The organism is Tuberibacillus sp. Marseille-P3662, assembly GCF_900178005.1.
Classification (GTDB): domain Bacteria; phylum Bacillota; class Bacilli; order Bacillales; family Sporolactobacillaceae; genus Marseille-P3662.
Genome location: NZ_FXBS01000003.1, coordinates 102,093 through 127,710, shown reverse-complemented (window position 1 = coordinate 127,710; position 25,618 = coordinate 102,093). Strand labels below are relative to the sequence as shown.

19 protein-coding genes are annotated in these 25,618 nt (G+C 43.1%); 7 read left to right on the top strand and 12 right to left on the bottom strand.

From position 1 onward, the window contains the following. Positions 1–21: 21 nt before the first annotated feature. The 4 genes from B9Y89_RS02015 to gatC all read right to left on the bottom strand — a co-directional run bounded on the left by B9Y89_RS02015 (position 22) and on the right by gatC (position 4,884). Entirely contained in the window at positions 22–1,308 is a 1,287-nt protein-coding gene (locus B9Y89_RS02015) for an MFS transporter (protein WP_085521089.1), read from the bottom strand. Between the two features lie 369 nt (positions 1,309–1,677). Next, on the bottom strand, positions 1,678–3,105 hold the full coding sequence (gene gatB, locus B9Y89_RS02010; protein WP_085521087.1) for an Asp-tRNA(Asn)/Glu-tRNA(Gln) amidotransferase subunit GatB: 1,428 nt from the start codon (positions 3,103–3,105) through the stop codon (positions 1,678–1,680). Beyond that, complete coding sequence (gene gatA, locus B9Y89_RS02005) at positions 3,106–4,566, bottom strand: Asp-tRNA(Asn)/Glu-tRNA(Gln) amidotransferase subunit GatA (RefSeq protein WP_085521085.1); 1,461 nt, start codon at positions 4,564–4,566, stop codon at positions 3,106–3,108. A gap of 21 nt (positions 4,567–4,587) precedes the next feature. Next, positions 4,588–4,884: an Asp-tRNA(Asn)/Glu-tRNA(Gln) amidotransferase subunit GatC gene (gatC, locus tag B9Y89_RS02000; RefSeq protein WP_085521083.1), complete on the bottom strand. Its 297-nt coding sequence runs from the start codon at positions 4,882–4,884 to the stop codon at positions 4,588–4,590. Between the two features lie 226 nt (positions 4,885–5,110). Here gatC and B9Y89_RS01995 point away from each other — a divergent pair, with 226 nt between their 5' ends. From B9Y89_RS01995 to B9Y89_RS01970, 6 genes are read left to right on the top strand one after another with little or no spacing between them, the layout of a single operon-like run. Then, entirely contained in the window at positions 5,111–6,478 is a 1,368-nt protein-coding gene (locus B9Y89_RS01995) for a diaminobutyrate--2-oxoglutarate transaminase (protein ID WP_085521081.1), read from the top strand. Positions 6,479–6,481: 3 nt separating this feature from the next. Next, positions 6,482–7,975, top strand: coding sequence for a pyridoxal phosphate-dependent decarboxylase family protein (locus B9Y89_RS01990; protein ID WP_085521079.1), 1,494 nt, complete (start codon positions 6,482–6,484; stop codon positions 7,973–7,975). Further along, on the top strand, positions 7,972–9,753 hold the full coding sequence (locus B9Y89_RS01985) for an IucA/IucC family protein (RefSeq protein WP_085521077.1): 1,782 nt from the start codon (positions 7,972–7,974) through the stop codon (positions 9,751–9,753). Before B9Y89_RS01990 ends, B9Y89_RS01985 begins: the two co-directional genes overlap by 4 nt. Next, entirely contained in the window at positions 9,746–10,330 is a 585-nt protein-coding gene (locus B9Y89_RS01980; RefSeq protein WP_085521075.1) for a GNAT family N-acetyltransferase, read from the top strand. Before B9Y89_RS01985 ends, B9Y89_RS01980 begins: the two co-directional genes overlap by 8 nt. After that, positions 10,305–11,609 carry a lysine N(6)-hydroxylase/L-ornithine N(5)-oxygenase family protein gene (locus tag B9Y89_RS01975; protein WP_085521074.1) on the top strand — a complete coding sequence of 435 codons (1,305 nt, stop codon included), beginning with the start codon at positions 10,305–10,307 and terminating at the stop codon, positions 11,607–11,609. The genes B9Y89_RS01980 and B9Y89_RS01975 overlap by 26 nt, the downstream gene beginning before the upstream one ends. Positions 11,610–11,643: 34 nt before the next feature. Further along, the gene (locus tag B9Y89_RS01970) at positions 11,644–13,455 is read left to right on the top strand and encodes an IucA/IucC family protein (RefSeq protein ID WP_085521072.1); all 1,812 of its coding nucleotides are present in this window, start codon (positions 11,644–11,646) and stop codon (positions 13,453–13,455) included. Positions 13,456–13,533: 78 nt separating this feature from the next. Here B9Y89_RS01970 and pruA read toward each other — a convergent pair whose 3' ends face one another. The 8 genes from pruA to B9Y89_RS01930 all read right to left on the bottom strand — a co-directional run bounded on the left by pruA (position 13,534) and on the right by B9Y89_RS01930 (position 24,842). Beyond that, on the bottom strand, positions 13,534–15,078 hold the full coding sequence (gene pruA, locus B9Y89_RS01965; protein WP_085521070.1) for an L-glutamate gamma-semialdehyde dehydrogenase: 1,545 nt from the start codon (positions 15,076–15,078) through the stop codon (positions 13,534–13,536). 247 nt (positions 15,079–15,325) lie between these two features. Beyond that, positions 15,326–16,528 (bottom strand): CamS family sex pheromone protein, encoded by a 1,203-nt coding sequence (locus B9Y89_RS01960; RefSeq protein WP_085521068.1) that lies wholly within the window; start codon positions 16,526–16,528, stop codon positions 15,326–15,328. A gap of 12 nt (positions 16,529–16,540) precedes the next feature. Further along, positions 16,541–18,547, bottom strand: coding sequence for an NAD-dependent DNA ligase LigA (ligA, locus tag B9Y89_RS01955; protein ID WP_085521066.1), 2,007 nt, complete (start codon positions 18,545–18,547; stop codon positions 16,541–16,543). Positions 18,548–18,567: 20 nt separating this feature from the next. Then, positions 18,568–20,784, bottom strand: coding sequence for a DNA helicase PcrA (gene pcrA, locus B9Y89_RS01950; protein ID WP_085521064.1), 2,217 nt, complete (start codon positions 20,782–20,784; stop codon positions 18,568–18,570). Positions 20,785–20,801: 17 nt separating this feature from the next. Beyond that, the gene (locus B9Y89_RS01945) at positions 20,802–21,503 is read right to left on the bottom strand and encodes a heptaprenylglyceryl phosphate synthase (protein WP_085521062.1); all 702 of its coding nucleotides are present in this window, start codon (positions 21,501–21,503) and stop codon (positions 20,802–20,804) included. A gap of 237 nt (positions 21,504–21,740) precedes the next feature. After that, positions 21,741–22,040: a YerC/YecD family TrpR-related protein gene (locus B9Y89_RS01940; protein WP_085521060.1), complete on the bottom strand. Its 300-nt coding sequence runs from the start codon at positions 22,038–22,040 to the stop codon at positions 21,741–21,743. Beyond that, complete coding sequence (locus B9Y89_RS01935) at positions 22,030–23,094, bottom strand: DUF3048 domain-containing protein (protein WP_254901160.1); 1,065 nt, start codon at positions 23,092–23,094, stop codon at positions 22,030–22,032. The genes B9Y89_RS01940 and B9Y89_RS01935 overlap by 11 nt, the downstream gene beginning before the upstream one ends. Before the next feature lie 20 nt (positions 23,095–23,114). After that, on the bottom strand, positions 23,115–24,842 hold the full coding sequence (locus tag B9Y89_RS01930) for an adenine deaminase C-terminal domain-containing protein (RefSeq protein WP_254901159.1): 1,728 nt from the start codon (positions 24,840–24,842) through the stop codon (positions 23,115–23,117). A gap of 233 nt (positions 24,843–25,075) precedes the next feature. On the opposite strand from B9Y89_RS01930, the gene B9Y89_RS01925 reads away from it, so the two are divergent. After that, positions 25,076–25,300 (top strand): spore germination protein, encoded by a 225-nt coding sequence (locus B9Y89_RS01925; protein WP_441351461.1) that lies wholly within the window; start codon positions 25,076–25,078, stop codon positions 25,298–25,300. Positions 25,301–25,618 lie beyond the last annotated feature (318 nt).

Below are 25,618 nucleotides of genomic sequence, written 5' to 3'. Positions count from 1 at the left end.
ATTTTTACCAAATATAGTTATTTACCCCACATTATGCACTTCAGCTGTGTCCCTTCCTGCCTTTTTACGAAGCATGATATAGAAATTGAACACTCCTAGCATTCCCATGATAAATAGTATTAACGACATCATACCCGCTGTCAGGAAACTTCCTAAAGTAATAAATAATCCTGCGATGATTTCACTGATCATTAGTGCCATTTGTTGAAAGGCCATATATGTACTCCGCGAATCATCGGGAACGATATCCCCCATAATTGCTTGTTCAACGGGCACATAAATAAGTTCTCCACATGTCGCTAACAGCATAACTCCAATGAGGATCAACGGATGATGAAACATCGACAGCGCAACATAACCGATGACAAACATCATTCCACCGCCTAATAACTTGCTATGATGGGACAAGCGTTTCGTTACTTTAGTGATTAAAAACGTACCGACCACAACCAAAATGGTATTCTCACTTTTTAAAACTCCCAGTAGTTCTGTCCCATCTAATGACCACTCCATATGACCGAAAGCAAACAATGCCGTTTCTCCCATATCTTTTGATAACCGGACACCGATATAATTAGTCAACTGAGATTCAAGTGCCGTTACCAATAAACCGCCTAGTATAAAAAACAAAAATACACGATCTTTAAAAATACCACCATATTGCCTGAGCAATGCTTTTAAGGAATAGGTTTGCTTGTCTTCCGATTGTGAAGTTACTTCCTTAGTGGCTGACGGATGGTACTCTTCTGTTAAGAACAAAGCTGTGATGACAGACGATAATAAACTAACCGTTGCGATGATTAAGAACAACAAAAAGTGATGGTTCGAGAAAAGGAAACCTCCGACAAGACTGCCAACCGCAATGGCCAAATTACTGATCCAATAATTGATTCGAAAAATACCCTCTCTCGATGCCGAGGTACTACTATCTAAGATCAATGCCATAACTACTGGATGAAAGCAGCCGGAAAAAAACATATTAATCACGAAGATCCCTGCTGTCACATAGGGGAACTCAAACCAAGGTGAATTGAGCATCGCAATCACATAAAAAGTTAGCGCTACGATCAATTCTGACATCAACATAATCTTTTTTCTACCTATCAGATCTGACAGATAACCGCCAACAAAACTTCCTATGACACCGGACATAATGACAATGACGAATAATATTCCAGTTAACGTCGCGCCGACTTTCCCCGAAAAATAGATGGCCAAATAAGGGATAATCATCGTACTAGCCGTTATAGAACAAAAGTCAACGACAAACCGCCACTTAATATTCGGATGGAGGTCATTCCATTTCATCAGATGACTCCATGGACAAACCTAAAATCCGTAAAGCAACTTCTGTGAAATTCGTAAACACAACACCATCCGCTTGATCGTCTTCAACAAATGTCAGTTTGATAGTAATAAGAAAACTGTGGTAGATGGCATTTCATTCCTTATATTTCAATTTTGATTGATCGATCCAAATTATATTGATAGTTCTGACTTTTGTCAATACAGCGTTTTAATTGATTATGATTAGTTTGAGGAATCTGATGTTGTGGATTTTATCTTAGGACAAGGAGGGCCAAAATGTGAGCGCTCCGTTCAAAAATTGAGCGCTCTTACCTGAACAAGCAAAACACCTGCCCCAACTTCTATAGGGCAGGTGTTTTTCATTCTTCATTACCGTTTATCCATTTCCTCAATGATGATTTTATTCACCATCTGTGGATTGCCTTTACCTTTAGTTGCTTTCATAACTTGTCCGACTAGGAAGCCGAGAGCACGGTCTTTACCATTTTTATAGTCAGTGATGGACTGTTCATTATCGTTCAAAATAGGTGTAATAATGTCGCGTAACTGACCTTCATCAGAGATTTGCATAAGACCTTTCTCTTCAACGATTTTCTCAGGATCGCCACCCTTGGTCATTAAATCTTTGAACACTTTTTTGGCGATCTTCGAAGAAATTGTCCCGGCGTCAATCAGCTTAATCAGTTTAGCAAGCGATTCCGGCGTCAGTGCGACCTCATCAATTTCTTTATATTCATCGTTCAGATAAGAGGACACCTCGCCCATGAGCCAGTTAGACGCTAACTTAACGTCAGCTCCATTGTTGACGGTAGCATCAAAGAAATCGGACATTTTGATCGACTGCGTCAAGACCATGGCATCGTATTCAGGTAGTCCCAGTTGATGAATGTAACGTTCCTGGCGGGCATCAGGCATTTCAGGAATTTGACCTTTAATTTTCGCCTTCCAATCCTCATCAATATACAGCTTAACGAGGTCAGGTTCAGGGAAATAACGATAATCATCTGAACCCTCTTTCACACGCATGAGAATGGTTTTCTTGGAACCCTCATCATAGCGACGGGTTTCTTGTTCAATCACGCCACCGGAACGTAACACTTCTTCCTGACGTTTTTCCTCATGCTCAAGTCCTTTTTCAACGTGCGTAAAGGAGTTCAAGTTTTTCAATTCCGTTTTCGTTCCAAACTCATCCTGTCCCAGTGGACGTAGAGACAAGTTAGCATCACAACGCAGGGAACCTTCTTCCATTTTACAGTCGGACACACCAGTGTACTGCATAATGGCCTTCAACTTTTCTAAATAAGCGTGCGCCTCTTTCGGCGTGCGGACATCAGGTTCGGACACAATCTCAATCAGCGGTGTACCGACACGGTTGAAATCAACGAGCGATCCGTCTTCAGCGTGTGTCAGCTTACCCGCATCCTCTTCAAGATGCAGACGTGTAATCCCGATGTTTTTCTTATAGCCATCGACTTCTATTTCGATTGAGCCGTTTTCACCAATCGGCTTATCAAATTGCGAGATTTGATAAGCTTTCGGGTTATCCGGATAGAAATAGTTTTTACGGTCAAACTTCGTATCCGTTGCGATCTCACAATTCAAAGCCGTGGCGGCCCGCATCGCGAATTCAACCGCTTGGTGGTTCAGTACAGGTAAGACACCTGGATGTCCAAGACAAATGGGGCACACATTAGTGTTGGGCGGTGCGCCAAATTCGGTTGAACAGTCACAGAAGATTTTTGTATCCGTCTTTAATTCAACGTGGACTTCGAGACCAATAATTGTTTCAAAGTTCATCTATTTTGTCACCCCTTTTAAATCAGGTGCCAAGTTCAAATCCGCAGCTTGTTCATAAGCGTGTGCCGTACGATAAACCGACGACTCATCGAAAGGTTTGCCAATGATTTGCAAACCAACAGGCAGACCGTCTGACAATCCGCATGGCACACTGATGGCAGGAACGCCAGCTAAATTAACCGGGATCGTCAAAATGTCATTGGCATACATTGTAAGTGGGTCATCAATTTTTTCGCCAATCTTAAATGCCGTTGTCGGTGTTGTCGGTCCGATGATAACATCATAGTCTTCAAACACCTTTTCAAAGTCTTGCTTGATTAACGTCCGCACTTTTTGCGCTTTCTTATAGTAAGCATCATAATAACCTGAACTTAACGCGAAGGTTCCTAGCATAATCCTACGCTTAACTTCAGCACCGAAACCTTCACTGCGCGTTTGCTTGTACATATCAATCATGTCTTCGGTTTGCGCACGAACACCGTAGCGTACCCCGTCAAAGCGAGCTAGATTGGCTGATGCTTCAGATGACGCCAAAATATAATAAGCAGCTACTGCATAATCAGAGTGTGGGAGAGAAACCTCTTCCCAGGTTGCACCGAGCTTCTCAAGCTGACGAAGCGCTGCTTTGACTTGTTCCTTAACACCCTCAGATACACCTTCACCAAAATATTCTTTCGGAACGGCAATCTTAAGACCTTTAACGTCTCCGGTAATCGCTTGGGTATAATCTGGTACATCGACATCGGCGGATGTTGAATCATATTTGTCACGGCCAGCAATTGTATTCATAAGATGCGCGTTATCCTCAACCGAACGAGAAATCGGTCCGATTTGGTCAAATGAGGAAGCAAATGCGACGAGACCGAAACGGGAAACCCGCCCGTAAGTCGGTTTCATGCCGACAACGCCACAGAACGCAGCAGGTTGTCTAATGGACCCCCCTGTATCCGAACCTAAGGCAAACGGAACTTGTCCCGCTGCAACCGATGCCGCTGAACCACCGCTAGATCCTCCAGGTACACGTTCTAAATCCCATGGATTCCGCGTCGGTTCAAAACCGGAATTTTCATTCGAAGATCCCATCGCAAACTCATCCATATTTAATTTACCAACGACGATCCCTTGTTGTTCCTTGATCTTATTAATAACGGTTGCATCATAGAGGGGGTCAAAATTCCCCAGTAATTGGCTCGCACATGTCGTGCGCAAATCTTTCGTTGACATGTTGTCTTTAATGCCGATCGGCAGTCCGAACAATGCTGCTGCACTTGCATCCTGCTGCTGATCCAATTGCTTAGCTTGTTCTTTGGCTGCTTCTTTATTCAGTGCTAAGAAAGCATGAATGTGATCATCCGTCGCTTCGATATTTTTATACACATCATCAATCAATTCACTGACGGATATTTCTTTATTATGTAACTGGCTCTTTAATTGGCCTATACCTTGTTCAAATAGAGACAACCGCAATCCCTCCTTTTATCACTAATCTTGGTTCAATACCGGCGGAACCTTCACCTGACCATTCTGCTGGTCTGGTGCATTCTTTAATGCCTCATCTCTCGTTAACCATTCACGAGCTTGATCGTCGCGTAGAACATTCTTCAAATCCAAAACATGTGTTGTCGGCTCAACATTGTCAGTATCTAATTCATTCAACTGTTCGGCAAAACCAATGATGTCACCAAGATCTTTAGTGAATGTTTCAACTTCCTCTTCTGAAAAAGATAGACGCGCTAAATGCGCCACATGCCGAACCTGTTCTTTTGAAATCTCTGCCACTTGTGTCACCTCCAGAGGACATAAGACTGTGCAATATATTGATAATACCAAATCCATTGGTGTGTAAGCAACTGAGGACACGTCTAGGAAGAAGGTTTGACCCATATTAATCGCTTTAGGACTTTAGATCTTATTTAAGAAAATATGTTGACGATGATAATCATTTTCAATTAGTGTTTGGTTAGTTATTTGATAATAATTCTCATTCTCAAAAGGAGGCTATCCAATGACCACTCAAACAATCCAAACAAATGCTGACTTTCTCAGCCAACAAAATTTAAGAGAATCAAGCGCACGCTCTTATCCACAGCGTCTGCCTGTAGCCATTAAAGAAGCTCAAGGGATTTTTGTAAAAGATATCGACAATAAAACCTATTATGACTGTCTCGCCGGTGCTGGCACACTGGCCCTCGGCCATAATCATCCAGTGACTATAGATGCGATGCAAGATACGCTGAATTCCCAGCTGCCATTACATACACTGGATCTCACGACACCGGTCAAAGAGCGATTCGTTGATGAATTGTTTCACCATCTTCCTGCCCGCTTACAAGCAAATGGTCGCATCCATTTTTGCGGCCCAACAGGAGCTGATGCGGTAGAAGCAGCATTGAAAATTGCGAAAACAGCAACGGGCAACAGCAGTCTTCTCGCTTTTCAAGGTGGGTACCATGGTTCAACGCATGGGACGATGAGTATAAGCGGCGCGTTAGCACCAAAGGAAAAGGTCAATGGCCTCATCCCGCATGTTCACTTCTTGCCTTACCCATACGACTACCGGTGCCCATTTGGCATTGGCGGAGAAACTGGGGAAGATTTAGGTCTTCATTACATCGAACAATTGCTGGATGATCCGGAAAGCGGCGTTTTACCACCGGCCGCCATGATTGTGGAAATCGTTCAAGGAGAAGGAGGTTCAATACCCGCTTCAACAAGATGGTTAAAAGAGATCCGGCGAATCACTAAGGAACGCCAAATCCCATTAATCATTGATGAAATTCAGACGGGTATCGGTCGGACAGGAAAAATGTTTGCTTTTGAACATGCTGATATCGAACCTGACATTCTCGTCTTATCCAAAGCGATTGGCGGTAGTCTACCATTATCCGTCATGATCTATGACAACTCGCTTGATACCTGGGAACCCGGGGCACATATTGGGACCTTTCGAGGTAACCAGTTAGCTATGGCAGCGGGTACCGAAACAATCAAGTTCATAGCCGATAACGGCATTCCAGATCATGTCGATTCGATCGGTCATCAAGTTCAAAAAGGGCTCCAACAGTTGCAGGATCAGGACCCACATATTGGTGACGTTCGCGGACGAGGATTAATGATTGGTATCGAGATCGTCAATCCCAAAAAATACCCCTCCTCTTCTGGAGCTTATCCGCCATTACCAGAATTAGCGAGTGCGATACAAAGGGCCTGTTTTGAGCGAGGACTCATTCTAGAAGTCGGGGGCCGATTCGGTGCCACTATACGGTTATTACCCCCTCTCATTCTAACTGATGAACAAGCCCATGATATCTTAATGATCTTTGAGGATGCCTTTAACACAGCCGTTCAGTCGTTCAACGTGAAGGAGAGATAATGCATGAACCAACCTGTCGATACCTTTGATCCATTATTTTTAGGGCAAAATGAAGGATTCTCTCAGTATCAAACGATGATGAACCAATCAATCGAGACTTTACTTAATCATGCTTCAAGACAAACGTATAGCGGGAAAAGCCGTCATGACGTTCATCAAGACATTAACCGATCCATGGATTTCTCGACAAATGCAAGCTGGCAGGACGTCTTAGATGAAACCTTTAATAACGTATTAAACCATACCATTAATGTGTCACATCCGAAATGTGTTGCCCACCTCCATTGCCCGCCATTGATTCCAGCTCTGGCTGCTGAAGTACTGATCAGTGCCCTTAATCAATCCATGGATTCATGGGATCAAAGCGGTGCCGCCACTAATCTTGAAGTAAGTATGATCCAATGGCTCTGTCATCAGTTTGGATACGATCAACAACCCGACGGTGCCTTCACGAGCGGTGGGACCCAATCAAACTATACAGGACTTTTACTGGCGCGAAACCTTTATGTCCAAAGTCATTTTGGTATTAATGGGCATGAAGAGGGGCTACCTTACGAAGCCCATACGTTAAGAATTTTATGCTCAGAGCATGCCCATTTCACCATCAAACAAGCGGCGGCACAATTAGGCCTTGGAGAAAATGCGGTGATTCCCATTCCGACCGATGATGCGAATCGCATGGATATAGGCGAAGCTTTGAACACCTTACAATATCTGCGGCAAAATAACTTAAACCCCTTTGCGATTGTTGCAACGGCAGGAACAACCGATTTTGGTAGTATTGATCCGCTCCAAGACTTGCATGACATGGCACAGGCCTATGATATATGGCTCCATGTTGATGCTGCTTACGGGGGCGGAGTGATGTTAAGCGACCAGTATAATGATGTGTTAACTGGCATTGAACAAGCAGATTCGATTGCTGTGGATTTTCATAAGTGGTTCTATCAACCCATCAGTTGTGGGGCCTTTCTCTTACGCGATCGTCATTTATTTAAATATATGAAGCATCATGCCGAATATTTGAATCCTGAAGAAGATGAACTTGACGGTATTTTAAACTTAGCCGGAAAGTCAACACAAACAACAAGGCGATTTGATGCTCTAAAGTTATTTATGACCCTTAAATTTATAGGAACTGAGAAACTGACAGATATGATTGAGACAACGATCTCTACCGCGAGACAAACAGCGGAACTGATTGACAATGACTCAAATTTAGAATTAGCTCACTTCCCTGAACTGAATGCTGTTGTATTTCGATTTATGCCCAATGAGATGGATCACATTAATATGATCAATCGACAAATACAGCAACTTTTACTGATTCAAGGACAAGCCGTCATTGCCAAAACAAAAATACGTGGGGACACCTATCTTAAGTTAACGTTGCTAAACCCTATGACTTCATTATCGGATATACAGGACATCCTTTCAGACATCATTGCTGAAGGTCAGGCACAAAGTATTCATATCAATCAGGAGGTAGTTGGATGACATCCGCTAAAACAATGGCTGAACAGGCAACCATGCAAAGTTTTTTAAATTGCTATTTAAGAGAGCATGGTTCGATTCAAACCGTTTCTATTGATTATCTTTCTATTGATCAGCCCATCGAGCAAATCTGGCAATGTCCATTAAAGTCCCAAGGTATCTGTCTCACGATCCCTGTTCGATATGTGTCTCTAACGGGCGCACACCTTTTTGCTTTCCCCATTTACATGGAGACCCGTAAAGGAGATCGGACACCTTTAGATTACGTCACGCTTGTCACGCTTTTAACTAAAGAATTATTAAACTACTTTAATCGTGATGATAGCGAAGATGAACTGATTTTAAGAGTGATTCACAGTTGCCGCAACATTCAGTACTTTATCGATCAGAGGCTATTAGAAAAAAATGCACTAACCGCTCATGACTTTTCTTTTATCGAAGCAGAACAATCCTTAATATTTGGACACCTACTGCATCCAACACCTAAAAGCCGGCAAGGGATGGATGAAGACCATTTAGCGCCAGAACTCAAAGGGCACTTTCAATTGGATTATTTTAAAGCCGACGCATCTATCGTTGCAGAGGATTCAGCGTTAGGAACTTATGCGAGTCAGTTGATTAAGGAGCAACTGCTCAATGATAAAAGCATCCAGCCATCTTTTAAAGAAAAGTATGGCACTGACAATCCATGCGTTCTCATCCCTGCACATCCTTTTCAAGCAACCTTTTTACTGAAGCAACCTCATGTCAAAAAATTAATGGATAAAGGTTTGCTTGAATATCTAGGTCCCAATGGTCAGGCGTATACCGCAACATCATCCATTAGAACGGTTTATAACAAACAAGCGTCTGCCATGTATAAGTTTTCGCTTAATGTCCAGATCACGAATTCATTACGGGTCAATAAACGGTGGGAACTCGATCGCGGCGTTGAAGTGAGCCGGCTCATGTCAGGTTATATTGGCGCCGATTTGAAACGGCATTATCCAAAATTCTCGATCATCCAGGACCCTGCCTACATCACCATTGAAACGGAAGACCAAGAAGAGACAGGGTTTGAAGTGATATTACGGGATAATCCTTTTAAAAATAATGACGACAAGAATGTCACACTTATTGCAGGGTTAACCCAGCCTCATATGACGCGGGATACTAATCGATTGGGGGAAATCATTCGGCATTTAGCTAATGAAGAGGGACGACCGACTTCCCAAGTGAGTCGAGATTGGTTTCAGCAGTATTTAGATTGCTCCCTTAAACCCATGCTTTGGTTATTTGGGAAATACGGTATCGCTTTGGAAGCCCATCAACAAAACTCATTGATCAAGCTGGAACAAGGCTATCCCGCCCATTTCTATTATCGAGATAACCAAGGCTATTACTTTTGTGAATCATCATTTTCAACTTTACAAACTCATCTGTCCAATTTGAACGAAAAAAGCGATACCGTGTGCCCAGATCATGTTGCCGAAGAACGGTTCCGTTACTACTGTTATGTCAATCAATTATTAGGCATGATCAATGCCTTTGGGAGATCGGGCGTTTGCGAAGAATCCGTCCTATTGCAAGCATTGGCCAATACTCTAAAAGGATTAGAAGGCTATGAAGCACAGAGACAGTCTCTCATTGCCAGTCTATTAAACAACCGAACCCTCCCTAGTAAAGGTAATCTGTTAACACGCTTGAATAATATGGATGAGTTGGTCGGTGCGTTAGAAACCCAGTCGGTTTATACGGATATCACCAACCCATTATATGAGGTGAGAACCGCCAATGTCTAATGCATTCACTCTGTTCGACCCTGCGATTCAAAGGAATATCACATTTAGACAAGTATCAATGGACAAAGATCTCCATCGCTTACACCGATGGATGAACGAAACCCATGTGATCCCGTTTTGGCAATTAAACATGCCACTCTGGCAATATAAGCAACACTTAGAGACCGCTTTGTCCGACCATCATCAAACTTTGTATATCGGTGAACTTGATGGCGTTCCTATGTCTTATTGGGAATCCTACTGGGCAGCACAAGATATTATCCGCGGCTTCTATCCAGCTGGCAATGACGATCAAGGAACTCATCTTTTAATAGGAAATCCCCATTATATTGGTAAAGGTTATTCCTTACCTCTATTAAGAGCGATGACAGCCTTCCAATTTAAATGGAAACAGACCCATAAGGTCGTCAGTGAACCTGACATTCATAATAAGAAAATGATCCATATCTTTCAAAAATGCGGTTTCGAACCTATCCAGGAAATCGAATTACCTGACAAAAAAGCTTTACTCATGGTTTGTGATCGTCATTCATTCTATCGGAGGTGGCAACATGTCCTCGGAACAACAAATCTATGATGTCATAGGGATTGGGGTTGGACCCTTTAATTTAGGATTAGCGAGTCTGTTATCAACCATTGATGACGTTGATGCTCTATTTTTAGAACAGAAGTCAACATTTGATTGGCATTCCGGCATGCTGATTGAGGGGACGACACTTCAAGTTCCATTTATGGCCGATCTCGTAACCATGGTTGATCCAACCCATCCATTCAGTTTCTTAAATTACTTAAAGGAACACAACCGTCTGTATCCATTCTATTTCTATGAAAAATTCCATATTCCGCGCCGGGAATATAACCACTACTGTCAATGGGTTTCGCGGCAGTTAAATAACTGCCGGTTTGGCTGGCAAGTGTTATCAATAGGTAAGAAGGAGAACATTTATAACATCCAGGCTTTGAATAAGGAAAGTGGACAGACGTTTTCCTTCCTAGCCAAAAACGTGGTACTCGGGGTTGGTACACAGCCCGCTATACCTTCCCCGTTTCAAGATCATTTGGGCGATGACCTTTTCCATACGTCATCCTATTTAACACAGAAACATCGTTGCTCTTATGCCCAATCGATTACTGTCGTCGGGTCTGGCCAAAGTGCTGCAGAGGTTTTTTATGATTTACTTCAAGATCAAGCCAGCCATCAGTACTCGTTGACATGGTTGACGCGTTCCAAAGGATTTTTCCCTATGGAATACTCAAAACTTGGGCTCGAACACTTTACACCCGATTATATCGATTACTTTTATCAATTACCTCAGGAGACAAAGGATCGTATTGTCCCCAACCAAGATTGGTTGTACAAAGGCATCAGTGCGGAAACTATTGCCGATATATATGAATTACTTTACGAACGTTCAGCTGCCGGGCATTCTCCAAAGATTGAGCTAAGGCCTATGACAGAAGTAAAAAATATTGAGAAAACCACCAACCGTTATACCTTGAATTGCCATCAATGGCAGCAAGATACGTCCTATGAATTAACCAGTGATATGGTGATCTTCGGGACAGGCTATCAAGCACGTCTACCTGATTTTTTAGACAATGTCACCCATGAGATTATGTGGGATCAACAGGGTCGCTTGAAAGTCAGCCGGGATTATCGGATTACAGCTGAAGATGCAGCCAACAGCGGTAATATCTATGTACAAAATGCCGAACTCCATACTCATGGTGTTGGTGCACCTGATTTAGGACTGGGGGCTTACCGGAACGCTGTGATCATTAATCACCTAACAAGACGAGACACATTTCATTTGGAAGCAAACCATGCGTTTCAAATGTTTACGCCAACAAGATGACTCGGAACCAATCATTAAAAAGGAGCGAATAAACATGGACTTGAAAACAGACATACACCATCATCTGACTAGAGAGACTTGGATGCATGTTAACCAGCAGCTTATTGCAAAAATGATGGCTGAATATATGTATGAAGCGATCATTCATCCTAATGAGATCAGTCAAAATACAGATGGGACGACAACCTATTTATTAACAATCGATTCTAGTAAAAGCTACCGATTTTCGGCTTATCAACGATTATTTGATAGCTTTGATGTTGTCGAAACTAGTGTTGAAGTCAAAGATTCAAACCGGGACTGGGAATCCGCTAAAAGCACTGTGCAATTTTTGACCGACATCCAGCCCCTCATCGGTATGTCTCCGGAAACAACCGGACACCTAATCCGGGAGATCAATCATACCCTTATGGCTGACGCCTTCATTGCCAATAAAGCGACACAGCCTTCCGAGACATTAGTCGATGCGGACTATAGTGATTTGGAAGGCGAAATGACCGGTCATCCGTGGATTACTTATAATAAAGGCCGCATCGGATTTGGTTATGATGATTATCGGCAATATGCTCCAGAAGCTCAGAAAACAACGCAGCTCTATTGGATCGCCGTCTCCAAATCCTGTGCCTCCTACCAGTCCGTGAACAATCTTCAATTTGAGGAACTTTTGGAACATGAACTGGCGCCGGCAACGATTGAGTCGTTCAACCAAATCATCCATGAACGGGGCTGGTCACCTCATAATTATTTCTATCTTCCCGTTCATGAATGGCAATGGCAAAATATGATTATTCAAAACTATCCAGAAGACATAGCCATGGATGCAATCATCGCCCTTGGGACAGGCGACGATGCCTATCTGCCGCAGCAATCCATTCGAACGTTTGTGAATCAATCACATCAACACAAACACCATGTTAAACTGCCTATGAGTATCTTAAATACCTTAGTCTATCGAGGGCTGCCAAGTGAAAGAACGGTGATCGCACCACAGATTACCGACTATATTAAAGGGATTTATGAACAAGATTCATTTCTGAACAATGAATGCAAGGTGGTATTGCCTGGTGAAATCGCCAGTATTGATTATCAACACCCTTATTTTAGCCAGGTAGATGGCGTTCCCTATCAATACCTTGAAATGCTCGGATGTATTTGGAGGGAGAGTATCTATCGTTACTTAGAAGCGGGGGAACAGCCGATTACCCTTGCTGCTTTATTGCACAAAGACCAAGACGGAACGCCATATATCTGTACGCTGATCGAGAAATCAGGCTTATCAGCTGATGAGTGGATCAAGCAAATGTTTAAGGTGATTATGCCGCCACTATTACATTTCCTTTATCAGTATGGGACCGTTTTTTCACCACATGGCCAAAATACGATACTTGTTTTAAAAGATTATCAGCCTGCCAGGCTCGCTGTGAAGGACTTTGTGGACGACGTGAATGTCAGTGACCAACCCCTTCCGGAGCTAGAGGTTTTATCTGACGACCTTAAATCAGTTCTTAGACAAGAGACGCCTGAAGGGTTAACTCAGTTCATTATAACAGGGTTATTCATCTGTCACTTCAGGTATCTCGTGAATCTATTAGAGCGCCATCAGCAATTACGTGAGGAACAGTTTTGGGGAGAACTCAGAGACGTGATCGAAAACTATCAAGCGCGTTTCCCTCATCTAAAGCAAAGGTTTGAAACGTTTGATCTATTTCAACCTCAAATCAACAAACTTTGTCTCAACAGAAATCGTATGATTGATGACGGATACAGTGATGGTGACGACCGCCCCCATGCTTCAGAACACGGAACATTAACAAATGCCCTATCTCAAGTTCAAAAAGTTGAATAATCATAGGAAGAGCGTTGCTTAGACATCAATTGAGGCTGTCCTGTTTCAAATCAGGACAGCCTCAATCATGAGCTAACTTTAATAACTTTCTGTATATGTCTTCGCTTCTAGGAAGTTTTTCAAATAATCCGGGCTCCCGGCTTTGGCATCCGTCCCTGACATTTTAAAGCCGCCGAACGGATGATAACCGACAACTGATCCTGTACAACCACGGTTGATATAGAGGTTACCGACATCAAAATCACGATGAGCACGAGCAATATGCTGACGGTTATTCGAAATAAGGGATCCGGTTAGCGCATAATCCGTATTATTCGCAACCTCAATGGCCTCTTCAAAATCTTTCACTTTACAAAAGGCAATGACAGGACCAAAGATCTCTTCTTGCATGAGACGGTCATTTGGCTTTAGACCGGAAAAAATCGTTGGTTCCACGAAATAGCCTTTGCTGTCATCCACTTTGCCGCCATGAACAAGCTCGCCTTCTTCTTTACCGATTTCAATATAGCCCGCGATTTTATCAAATGCCCCTTTATCAATAACAGGACCCATATAATTAGCATCTTTCGGCTCGCCAACGGATAATGCCTTCGCAAGGTCAATTGATTTCCGTAAAACTTCATCGTAAACATCTTCATGGACTACCGCCCGCGAGCATGCTGAACATTTTTGTCCGGCATAACCATAAGCGGCGTAAACAATTGACTCTGCAGCGATATCCAAATCCGCTTCACTATCAACCACAACTGTATCTTTGCCACCCATTTCGGCAACAACGCGTTTCAGCCATTGCTGGCCTTCTTGAACCTTCGCTGCCCGTTCAAAAATGCGGGTACCAACATCCCGTGAACCAGTAAAGCTAATAAAGCGCGTTTTCGGATGATCCACAAGATAATCACCGACTTCACTGCCGCTACCTGGAACAAAATTAACGACGCCATCAGGAAGACCCGCTTCCTTCAAAACTTCATAAAGTTTTGCGGCAACGACAGGTGTGTTACTGGCGGGTTTTAATAGAACCGTATTACCGGTAACAATAGAAGAGACAGTCGTTCCACACATAATCGCAAATGGGAAGTTCCAAGGCGGGATGACGATACCGACTCCCATAGGTTTATAATACAATTCATTATGCTCAAAGCCTGTCTCGGAAAGCATCTCCTGTGGTTCGCTTAAACGAATCATTTGCCGGGCATAATATTCCATAAAATCGATGGCTTCAGAAGTATCGCCATCAGCTTCTTTCCATGGTTTACCTGCCTCAAGCACCATGGTCGCTGAAAATTCATGCTTCCGGCGTTTTACAATCGCAGCTGCTTTTAATAGAATTTCAGCGCGGTGGCGCGGTTCCCACTTTCTCCAAGATTCATAGGCTCTAAGTGCTGCTTGCATCGCTTGTTCAGCGTGCTCTTGATTCGCTTTAGAGACATAACCGACAACTTGATCTTTTCTCGCCGGATTAACAGAGGTGATCTTCTGATCCGTTGTAACCGACTGGCCGCCAATTTTCAAATCATAATCTTTGCCAAAGTCGGCTTCCACTTGCTTAAGTGCTGCTTCCATAGCCTGCTTATTGTCTTCTTTGGAATAGTCCAATGTTGGTTCATGTTTGTAGGCTTCCATCTTATGACCTCCATATAAAGCGTTTTCATAACTTCATATTCAATTGTAACTGAATCAGATAAGAACTGCAATTATGCATCAATAGCCTATAAAAAAAGAGGCCGTGCCCGCGGCAAGCGAAGGATTTTGACGAAGCGATGATAGGAATAACTATTCTAAACAAATCATCCGAACGGATTCATAAACAAGTTCGGATGATTCTGTGACTCATATACTTCTGTCCCACTCTCCTGCTAACAAAGACCTTTTAATGTTGATATACGTGAACGTTTGCGCTTTCGTCCTTCGATTGCTTCGTAATAATCGCTTCCGGACGATTAACCGAATTAATATAGACTTGGACGGGTACCGCCGCAGGAAACGGAAATTTCTTATTCAGTAGCATCCCAACATAGTTGGCAAACGACACAATCTCTGTTTTATCAAAAAAGCGAATGTTAATCTCAAATGTCAAGTTGTCCAATTCTTTATTTCTATAAAATCCGAATCCATGAACACCGACAGAGTTAGGAAAATAATTTTGGACATCATCTTGAAATTTTCCAAAGTTTTGGCTGGCTGTCTGATAGTCGTCTTTCGCTTCTTTAGATGGAAAGAGCACATGATTCTCGTTAACAGATTTCCAGTTATCGATATTATTACTGCCTTTTTTCACATAAGACTTAGCAAAATATTGACCGGGTACAATGGACTCAGGAGGGGCCTCAAGATAAAGACCAATAAAGACCGGTACTTGTTTTAAACCTTTAATTCCGCGAATGCGATCCAAAGCTTTTTCCGCATAAGCTTTAGCTTTTTGTTTCACTTTCTCATTGTCTAAATCTTTCTTTGCCCAGTAGTACTTGCCTTCAGCATCTTCAACATGATCACGATAAATATCATTGAAAGATAGCGACAAGGAGATACCGCCGAGCTTATATTTACCGTCTTTCACTTTTACAAGGTAATCTTGCTCTAACACATTACTAAGAATCTCAGGATTAGCTTCGTTTCGTTCTCTGACATTTTTCCCTTTTCCAAGTGGCGGATTAAAACCAGGGGGCCCAACTTTTTTATCATTCTTTTTAGCTTTTTTCTTCTGCTTCTCTGTCAGTTCACGTTTAATCATGTTTTCAAGCTGTGTTTGGTTAATGTACTGACCCGCTTGAAAAAAATACTTCCCAGGATCATAGACAGATTTGGACAACCGCCTTAAGCCCATTTCAATTTCATCAATATCGACTCGATTAGATACAGCATATCCAATATACCCGCGGGCATCCGCCGGTTGATCCGCATGAATCGTCCGGTAGTCTTTCGTATTGGTCTGCGAGATCACCGTAACATTTTCGTTTTTATCTTTTGGTGTGTCTTTAACGACCTCGGGTTCGTCAGGGTCAGACCATGGCATACAGCCTGTCAAAATTAACATGGTACCGACCGTGAGCACACTTAACATTTTTTTTATCAACGTTCGCCCCTCCTATTGCTCGAGCGATGCAATCATACGTTCTTCATCCCATATGTCAATGCCTAGTTCTTGGGCTTTATCAAGTTTGGAACCAGCGTCAGCTCCGGCAACTAGAATATCTGTATTTTTACTGACACTGCTAGTCACTTTACCACCGAGCTCCAGGATCTTAGCTTTCGCTTCCGGCCGTGACCATTGTTCTAATTTTCCTGTTAGAACAACTGTTTTCCCAGCAAAAGCAGAATTATTCACGTCTTCCTGATTAATAACAGGGCCATTATAGGCCATGTTAACGCCATATTCTTTCAATTCATCGATAAGCTGGTGGACGTCATCGTTCTGAAAATACGTATAGATAGCATCAGCCATTTTATCCCCGATCTCATCAACCTCAAGGAAATCGGCTTCCGATGCATTCATTAAGTTGTCTATGGATTCAAACGTTTTCGCTAACGTTCCGGCAGCTTTTGTGCCGACATACTTGATGCCTAAGCCAAAAAGCAGTTTTTCCAGTGAATTATCTTTAGAAGTCTCAATAGCTTGTAATAAATTTTGCACGGATTTGTCACCCATGCGTTCTAATTGAATCAGATCTTCATATTTAAGCCCATAAAGATCAGCAACGTCTTCAATTAAATCATTTTGAAATAATTGTGTCACCACTTTTTCACCTAATCCATCAATATCCATGGCATTCCGCGATACAAAATGAATCAAGCCCTCACGGATATGAGCGGGGCACTTCGGGTTAATGCATCTTAGCGCAACTTCACCTTCAATACGTACAAGCTCACTGTTACATTCCGGACATTCCTCTGGCATCGAGAAAGGTTGTTCATTGCCTGTCCGACGTTCTTCTAATACGTTGACGACTTCAGGAATGATATCCCCCGCTTTTTTGATGACAACTTCATCACCGATACGGATATCTTTTTCCCTGATTAAATCTTCGTTGTGCAGTGAGGCTCTTTGGACGGTCGTGCCCGCGACCCGAACAGGATTGAGCACAGCTGTTGGTGTGATGACACCGGTCCGGCCAACACTTAATTCAATGTCTGTCAACGTCGTCACAACTTCTTCGGCTGGAAATTTGTAAGCGATCGACCAACGCGGACTTTTCGCAGTAAAACCTAATGTTTCCTGGTGAGCCAAAGCATCGACTTTTATGACAATCCCATCAATCTCATAAGGCAATTCTGTTCGCTGGCTTGTATAAGTCTCAATATACTCAAGGACGTCATCAATCGTGTCACAGCGCCGCCATTCAGGATTGGTTTTCAGCCCAAGCGACTCTAACCACTCGAGTCCTTCACTGTGATACTGAATTGGATGATCCCCTTTATCACCTATGGCATACAAGAAGATATCTAGATGACGCTTGGCAGCAATCTTTGGATCAAGTTGACGTAAAGAGCCCGCAGCGGCATTGCGCGGATTGGCAAACGGTGCCTCCTCTGCCGCTTCCTTCGCATCATTCAATCGTTCAAAGGAATGATGCGGCATGAAGGCTTCACCCCGTACCTCAAGATTAACGGATTCATTCAAACGGAGCGGAATGGAACGAATCGTTTTCAGATTATGTGTGATGTCTTCCCCGACCGTTCCATCCCCTCTTGTTGCACCTAATGTGAACAAACCATCTTCATAAGATAACGAAACCGCCAAGCCGTCAATCTTTAATTCACAGACGTAGGTCACATCATCACCGACGCCTTGCCTAACACGCCGGTCAAAGTCACGCAAGTCTTGTTCGTTAAACGCATTACCTAGACTCAGCATTGGAATACGATGGTTGACCTTTCTAAAAGCATCCAAAGGTTCCCCACCAACTCTTTGGGTTGGTGAGTCCGGTGTTTTCAATTCGGGATATTGCTCTTCAAGTTGCAATAATTCCTGCATCAGTTGATCATACTCAGCATCCGGCACGCTTGGCTCATCAAGCGTATGATATTCATAACCATACTGTTTCAGCAGTTCCTGCAACGTTTTGGCACGATCTGTTACATGTTGTTCAGCCAACGGTCGGTCAACTCCTCATCTCAGTCATTTACTTTTTCAACCGGAGCGAACGTTGCCAATAATCGTTTTAAGCCCGTGGGTTTAGGAAATGCGATGTCAAGCTCCAATGAATCACCGCTTCCTTTCGTACTGACCACCGTTCCTTCTCCCCACTTGTTATGACGAACCCGATCGCCGACTTGCCATGCTACCGGGGCGTTGACATTTTTCTTCGACCGCTCGGGTGCGCGGTTCTGCCCGCGATTTCCGCTGAATTCAGGTACCTGCTTTCTTGAGGTTAAGAAGCTATCACCTTGTTCAGTATGGTTCACAACCAAATCTTGCGGTATCTCAGAGATAAATCGCGACACGGGATTCATATTGGTTTTTCCGTACAACGTTCGCATCCGGGCGTTCGTCATAAATAAGTGCTGTTCCGCACGCGTAATGCCGACATAAGCCAGACGACGCTCTTCTTCCATTTCTTCATCATCTTCTAAGGATCTGAAGTGGGGAAAAATACCTTCTTCCAATCCAGCCAAAAATACAATTGGAAATTCAAGACCTTTGGCCGAATGGAGCGTCATCATCGTAACGGTATCTTCAGGGCCCTCTTCATCATCTTGGTTGATATCAGCATCCAACGCTAATTCAGTTAAAAACGCGATGAGTGACTTATCTTCATTATTCGCTTCAAATTCTTTCGTTACGGATAACAGCTCGTCAAGATTTTCTAAACGGCTCTGTGCTTCAATGGACTGGTCATCCTTCAGCGCCTTCCGATAACCCGTATTTTCCAACACTTCTTCAACAAGATCTGTAACTGACAAATACTCTTGCATGCTCGTCCAGTTTTTAATTTGTTCACCGAATTCACTCATCGTTTTCTGAGCCCGTTTGGAAACACCCGTTTGTTCAATTTCCCCTATGGCTTGCATGAGCGATAAATCATGAGTTAACGCATGATCCGCCAACTTATCAAGGGATGTGGCTCCGACACCCCGCTTCGGAACATTAATCACACGAGCCAAGCTGATATCGTCATCAGGGTTCGCTATTAAGCGAAGATAAGCTAAAATATCCTTAATTTCTTTGCGGTCATAGAATTTAATACTGCCGACCATTTTATAATCAATGTTGGATTTCATCAGAACTTCTTCAAGCACTCGGGATTGCGCATTCGTTCTGTAGAGGATAGCCATATCACTATAAGGCGTTCCATCTCGATACAATTCACTGATTTTTCCTGATATAAAATGGCCTTCTTCCTGCTCGGTTCCTCCTTGATAATAATGAATCTGTTCACCTGCGCCATTATCTGTCCACAATTTTTTCGGTTTGCGAGAAGGATTGTTATCGATGACATTGTTAGCAGCTTGTAAGATCGTTTGCGTGGAACGATAGTTTTGTTCAAGCATGATGGTGTCCGCATCAGGATAGTCTTCTTCGAAAGACAAAATATTTTGGATATCCGCCCCGCGCCAACGATAGATCGATTGGTCGGAGTCACCAACAACACATAGATTTTCAAACCGTTCGGCCAGCATATTAACCAATTCATACTGTGCCCGATTCGTATCTTGATACTCATCAACATGGATATATTGAAACTTTCGTTGATAGTACTCTAATGATTCCGGAACACGTTTGAACAGGTGAATCGTGGTCATGATCAAATCATCGAAATCTAAAGCATGATTTTTAAGCAGTCGTTTTTCATATTCCTTGTAGGCATCGCGGACCACTTCTTCATAAGGTCCTTTGACATCTTTGGCAAAATCTCTCGCTGTCTTTAATTCATTTTTTGCCGAACTGATCGTCCCTAAAATACTTCGGGGGGGAAACTTCTTAATATCGACATTCTGATCTTTTAAAATTTGTTTAAGGACAGACTTCTGGTCCGTCGCATCTAAAATAGAGAAGTTACGATTGATACCTATCCGGTCAATATCACGCCGTAAAATCCGAACACACATGGAGTGAAACGTCGACACCCAAATATCTTCGGCCAACGGCCCTGTCAGGTCACCCAACCGTTCTTTCATCTCACGCGCAGCTTTGTTCGTAAATGTTATCGCCAACACATTCCATGGAGCCACTTGTTTTTCCGTCAATAAATAGGCGATTCGATGTGTGATGACTCTGGTTTTTCCACTTCCGGCACCCGCCATAAGCAATAGGGGACCGTCCGTGTGCTGAACAGCTTTCTTTTGCTGCGGATTCAGTCCCTGGAGTAAGTCGTCGATCATCCCTTGCATAGCCCTCACCAACCTCATTAAGAGTTATTTTTCACTTTTTTGACGGCGTGAACCGTCTTTAAGGCTGTCTTCAAATCATGATAAATGACGTCGCCAACAATTACAGTATCTGCATAGTGCGCGATCTCCGCAGCTTTTTCCTTGCTGTCGATGCCACCGCCATAGAGTAATTGTGTCTGGTGTAGAACGGATCCTGCCGCCTGAACCGTTTCAACATCACCATATGTGCCACTATATTCTAAATAGAAAACGGGTAGATGTAACATATTCTCGGCCATCATCGCATATGCTTTAACGTCGTCAATGGTTTGGTCTGTCTGGGCAGCTGTCCGTTCAGCCACTTTGCTGTTAGGATTTAAAACACAATAACCTTCCATGGTCACCTCGTCCCAATCCATCGTTTCACCGAAAGTCTTAACAGCCTCATGATGCTTGCCAACGATCCATTCGGTCTGCTGGGCGTTAAGCACCATCGGAATCATATAAAGGTCAAACCCAGGTGTCACCGCTTCAACATTAGATAGTTCCAAAGCGCAATCCAAAGCATATTGACGAATGCGTCTAAGCAAATATAGCGTGTTATCCAACGTCACACCATCGGTTCCGCCGACAATAACCGCATCCGTCCCCGATTCACATATTTCTTCCAACGCTTCATCAGTCAAATCTTTATTCGGATCCAACTTGAAAACGTGTTGCCATTCTTTATATAAATGCATTCTAGCATGTCCTCCTGGTCATTCTCTCAGAAGGATTATAACATATTCGCATCTCCAAGTAATCCAAGCATAGGTGATAAAGAAAACTTGGCTGATCACCAAGCTTTAGTTACACTTGGGCCCGCAAGTTCGGCGTTATCACAGGACATGACATTCTTAGCGAACATCGTTGTTTCTTTAAGTACAAATAAAAACGCCCACATTAACCGTGAGCGCATCGTATATCAGTCAATAGGATTACTTAATTTTTCCGCTAGCGCGATCGAGCGTCATTTGATAGCCATCATTACCGTAATTCAGACAACGCTTCACCCGGGAAATCGTCGCCGTACTGGCTCCCGTCTCTTCTTCAATCTTGTGATAAGTGAAATCTTCCATTAGCATCCGCGCCACTTCAAGACGTTGCGCAAGGGACTGGACTTCTCCCATCGTACATAGATCATCAAAAAAGCGATAGCATTCTTCTACGTCTTTTAGAGACAGTATGGCTTCAAATAATTGATCCATAACCTCGCCCCGTAATTTATCAATTTGCATTGGCTCCATCTCCTTCGTTAATAGTAACCGCTTGTTTAAGTCCTCGCTTTTCTGGAACAATATTGATCCACGTTTGACCAGGAACAAGCTTAAGCGTTTGTCCATTCTTAGATGGTAATATCCTGCCGTCAACATTTTTCCATTGAATGTTTTGCAGTCGACCGTTCTGCAGAAGATAGGCTGGGCCACCTGATTTCAAATCAATTTCACGACGGGGATAGCTGTCGATAAACCGGTGATCAGCACTGATAATCAAGACATTTTTGGCTGTAACGGGGTTTTCGGACTCCCTGTCAACAGATGGCTGGCCATTGACTAAACGGTGAAAAGCATCGTCCGTTTCATCGTATTGATATCCGACAACATAGTCATCATCATATCCAACCGATACTCCCTTTACATTTGTACCATCAATATTTTGCTTCTCCTTTTCCGTCATAAACGACAACGGGCTGACTTCTTGTGTCATTTGATAATCTTTATCCCCGGCACCCTTCATGATATTAGCAAAGGATATATATGAGTTGTGCGGCGCATCTCGGAATGATGCTCGGTGAAACAATGTTCCATCATGGTACAACCCTTGAAGAAACGGTGTCGATCCGCCACGCAATAACGCTTTAGCCTGCGGACTCCAGCCATGGGCAACATACAAGCCATCATAACCGTTTAACAATCGAATAAAATAAGGGCGCGCACTGCGTACAGGGCCAATAGTTTCTGGTTTGTGACTTTGAAAAATAGCTAGAAAACGGGTGATATTCCCTTCAACCAAAGCTTCATAAACGACATCAGCTTGAGTCAAGCCGGATTGAGGCCGTGCCTTTGGATGGTTATTGATCATCACTCCAACTGGTCGTTGATTGATCTCGTCTTCAGCCGGTAATCCTGTTAAAGGGTATGTCACCTGAGGGGGGGCCTGCTCCTCCTTTTGCGTTTGTGAATCAGACTTGACCGGCTCTTTTGTCTCATTTTTCTTTTGGCTATCGCTACACGCCGTCAGTATTAACATCATAGCTAAAGTATAAATGATCAGGCGTAAACGTCTGGACATCCACTCACAACCTTTTAAAGTTATAATGATTCAGCTTTAAGCAAAATTTTATTGTTCATCACATCGTATAAACCTTGCTGCGTGATTCTAACATAGGGAAGATGGATTGACGAAAGAAATAGCAGTGAATAGACAGGGTCAGCATGGTTATACCCGCGTTCACGCAGTTTCTCCGTCAGCGCTTCTTCTTGTTGCATCAATGCTTCCATCGGTAATGATGACATCCCACCGGCTAAAGGTAAAGGGACTTGTGATAATATATGTCCGTCTTCAGCCAGCACCATACCTCCACCCATCGCTTTCATCCGCCGGAAAGCCACCAGCATATCACTTGTATTTTTGCCAATCAGGATGATATCTCCGGTATTGGAATAACTGCTGGCAAAACCTGAAACTAATTTTGAAAACCCTTTCACAAATGTAGTGACCTTCCATTGACCATTTTTATCAACCAAACTTAAGTAAGACAAATCTTCAGGCAAATGATCACGATCAGGCAAAGCCTCAAGTTCAAAATATTGGGTAATAACCGCATTGACCATCTCAATGACGTTTGACGATTTTGGATGCAATTGCTCTGGTGTCAAATCCCAACTTAATGCCAGCGGCTGCAACGCGGCTTCCATAATCTGTTTTTCTTCCGGCCAAATGACTTGTTGATCTTTGACAACCCATTGACCTTTGGACAGAACAGCGACCGGAGTGGGATCACTTGGCGTTTCTAAAACATTTATATTTGCCAGACGCCCCGGTGCGATGTGACCAAGCACACGTTCCATTCCATAATGTCTAGCTACATTTGCCGATGTCATTTTATAAGCCTCTATTGGCGGAACCCCTTGTTCCAACGCAATCTCGATTAATCGATTCATGATGCCTTGCCGATAAAACGACGGCGTGGATCCATCGGTCGTCATATAGAGATGTTCAAAATAATCTAAGCCGCCATCGATGAGTTCAAATAAAATATCAGGTAAATCCGGACGGATGGAGGAATATCTCAACGAGGTCGTCAGCCCTAACTGAAGCCGCATTATCGCCTCTTTACCCGTCATCGCCTCGTGATCACAGTCAACGCCCAACAGTTCCATCCGTGTCAACGTTCTTTCCGAGGCCCCCGGCAGATGGCCCTCAACCGGTTTGCCACGCAGACGCGATGATTGCATCCATTCAAGTATATCATCATTACCATGTAATACCTGCGGCCAACTGGTCAATTCACCGCCTTGAACAACGTCAGGATGGTCGAGCCATTGTTCCACACGAGCACTTGTGAACGGATCCGCCTCCATAACTGTCTGAGAATCGAATCGAGTCCACCAGAAAAACGTTGTCGGCAATTGATTGAGCCGCTCAATTATATTAAACGCTTGCTGATCGGACATCTGCATAAAGAAAACCATATTATCACTGATTAGCGTCGTTGTCCCGCCGGCGGCTGCATATTTTGCCAGCGTTTCCGGATGATATAGCTGGAACGGATGGGCATGCGGTTCGATGTAACCCGGGACTAAATAATAGCCTTCACAATCGACTAATTCTGTCCCATCGGTATTTTTAGGCAAATGCTGACCAACATAGATAATCCGGTCTTGATTGATCCAAATATGGCCCTTTAACCACTGATTAATATAGCTATTAAGATAAGTTGCATTTTGCAAGACAATCGTCGGGGCCATTTGACCATCAATAATGGCTGTCTGGACCCTAAGCTCGTTATTTTGCCAAAATCGTTTAGGAGAAAGCAAATGATCGCCCCTTAAACATAGTTAATCGTATTATACATTAAATCACTAAAATCGTCACTTGAACGTTATTCATCGACGTTCCATATACATAAATTAGATATCATTCATCACAAATCCTGCAAATCATAGGTGATTTAGAGAAAACAGATCCCTTTTCTTAAAAATAAGATAAGCATACAACCTTTTTACCATTGAACATCATAGGATATTAAAAATGCGTTCAATAAGGAGGAATGACCGTGCCTGCTGTGATCTATGGATTAAAAGTTGACAGTATTACAGCCGGTGTTTTGAACACCGGTGACACTTTGAACATCTCTCCAAAAAGCACCGCAAAAACAAGTTCCGGAGCCGGAGGGCTCAACACAGGTGACCTCACCTATACAAATACCATATACAGTATAACAAATACCATTGACCCAGATGTCTCTGACGAAAATATCGCTTCGATCAATTAAATGTTTCCACCAAAACGAAGGCTGTCTCAAAAAGAGGCAGTCTTGATTTTGTTAAGGAACGATTCTTTGGATGACGTAGCAATTAAGATTGGCTAGGGCTCATAACTATGAGCTAGGGTACAATAATCGGAATAATGGCTATTAAATTTGAGTTAGGGAGCATTTCATAAAAATAGGGAACAAAGAGTGGGATTTAAGGAACATAAATGAAAAAAATGAGGAACAAATCGAAGGGCGTCAGGTGTGAGACGAAGTATCTCCAAAGTTTAGACATCCTAGAGAACCTTTTCTAAGTTTCAGCATATTGGGTTGATATAT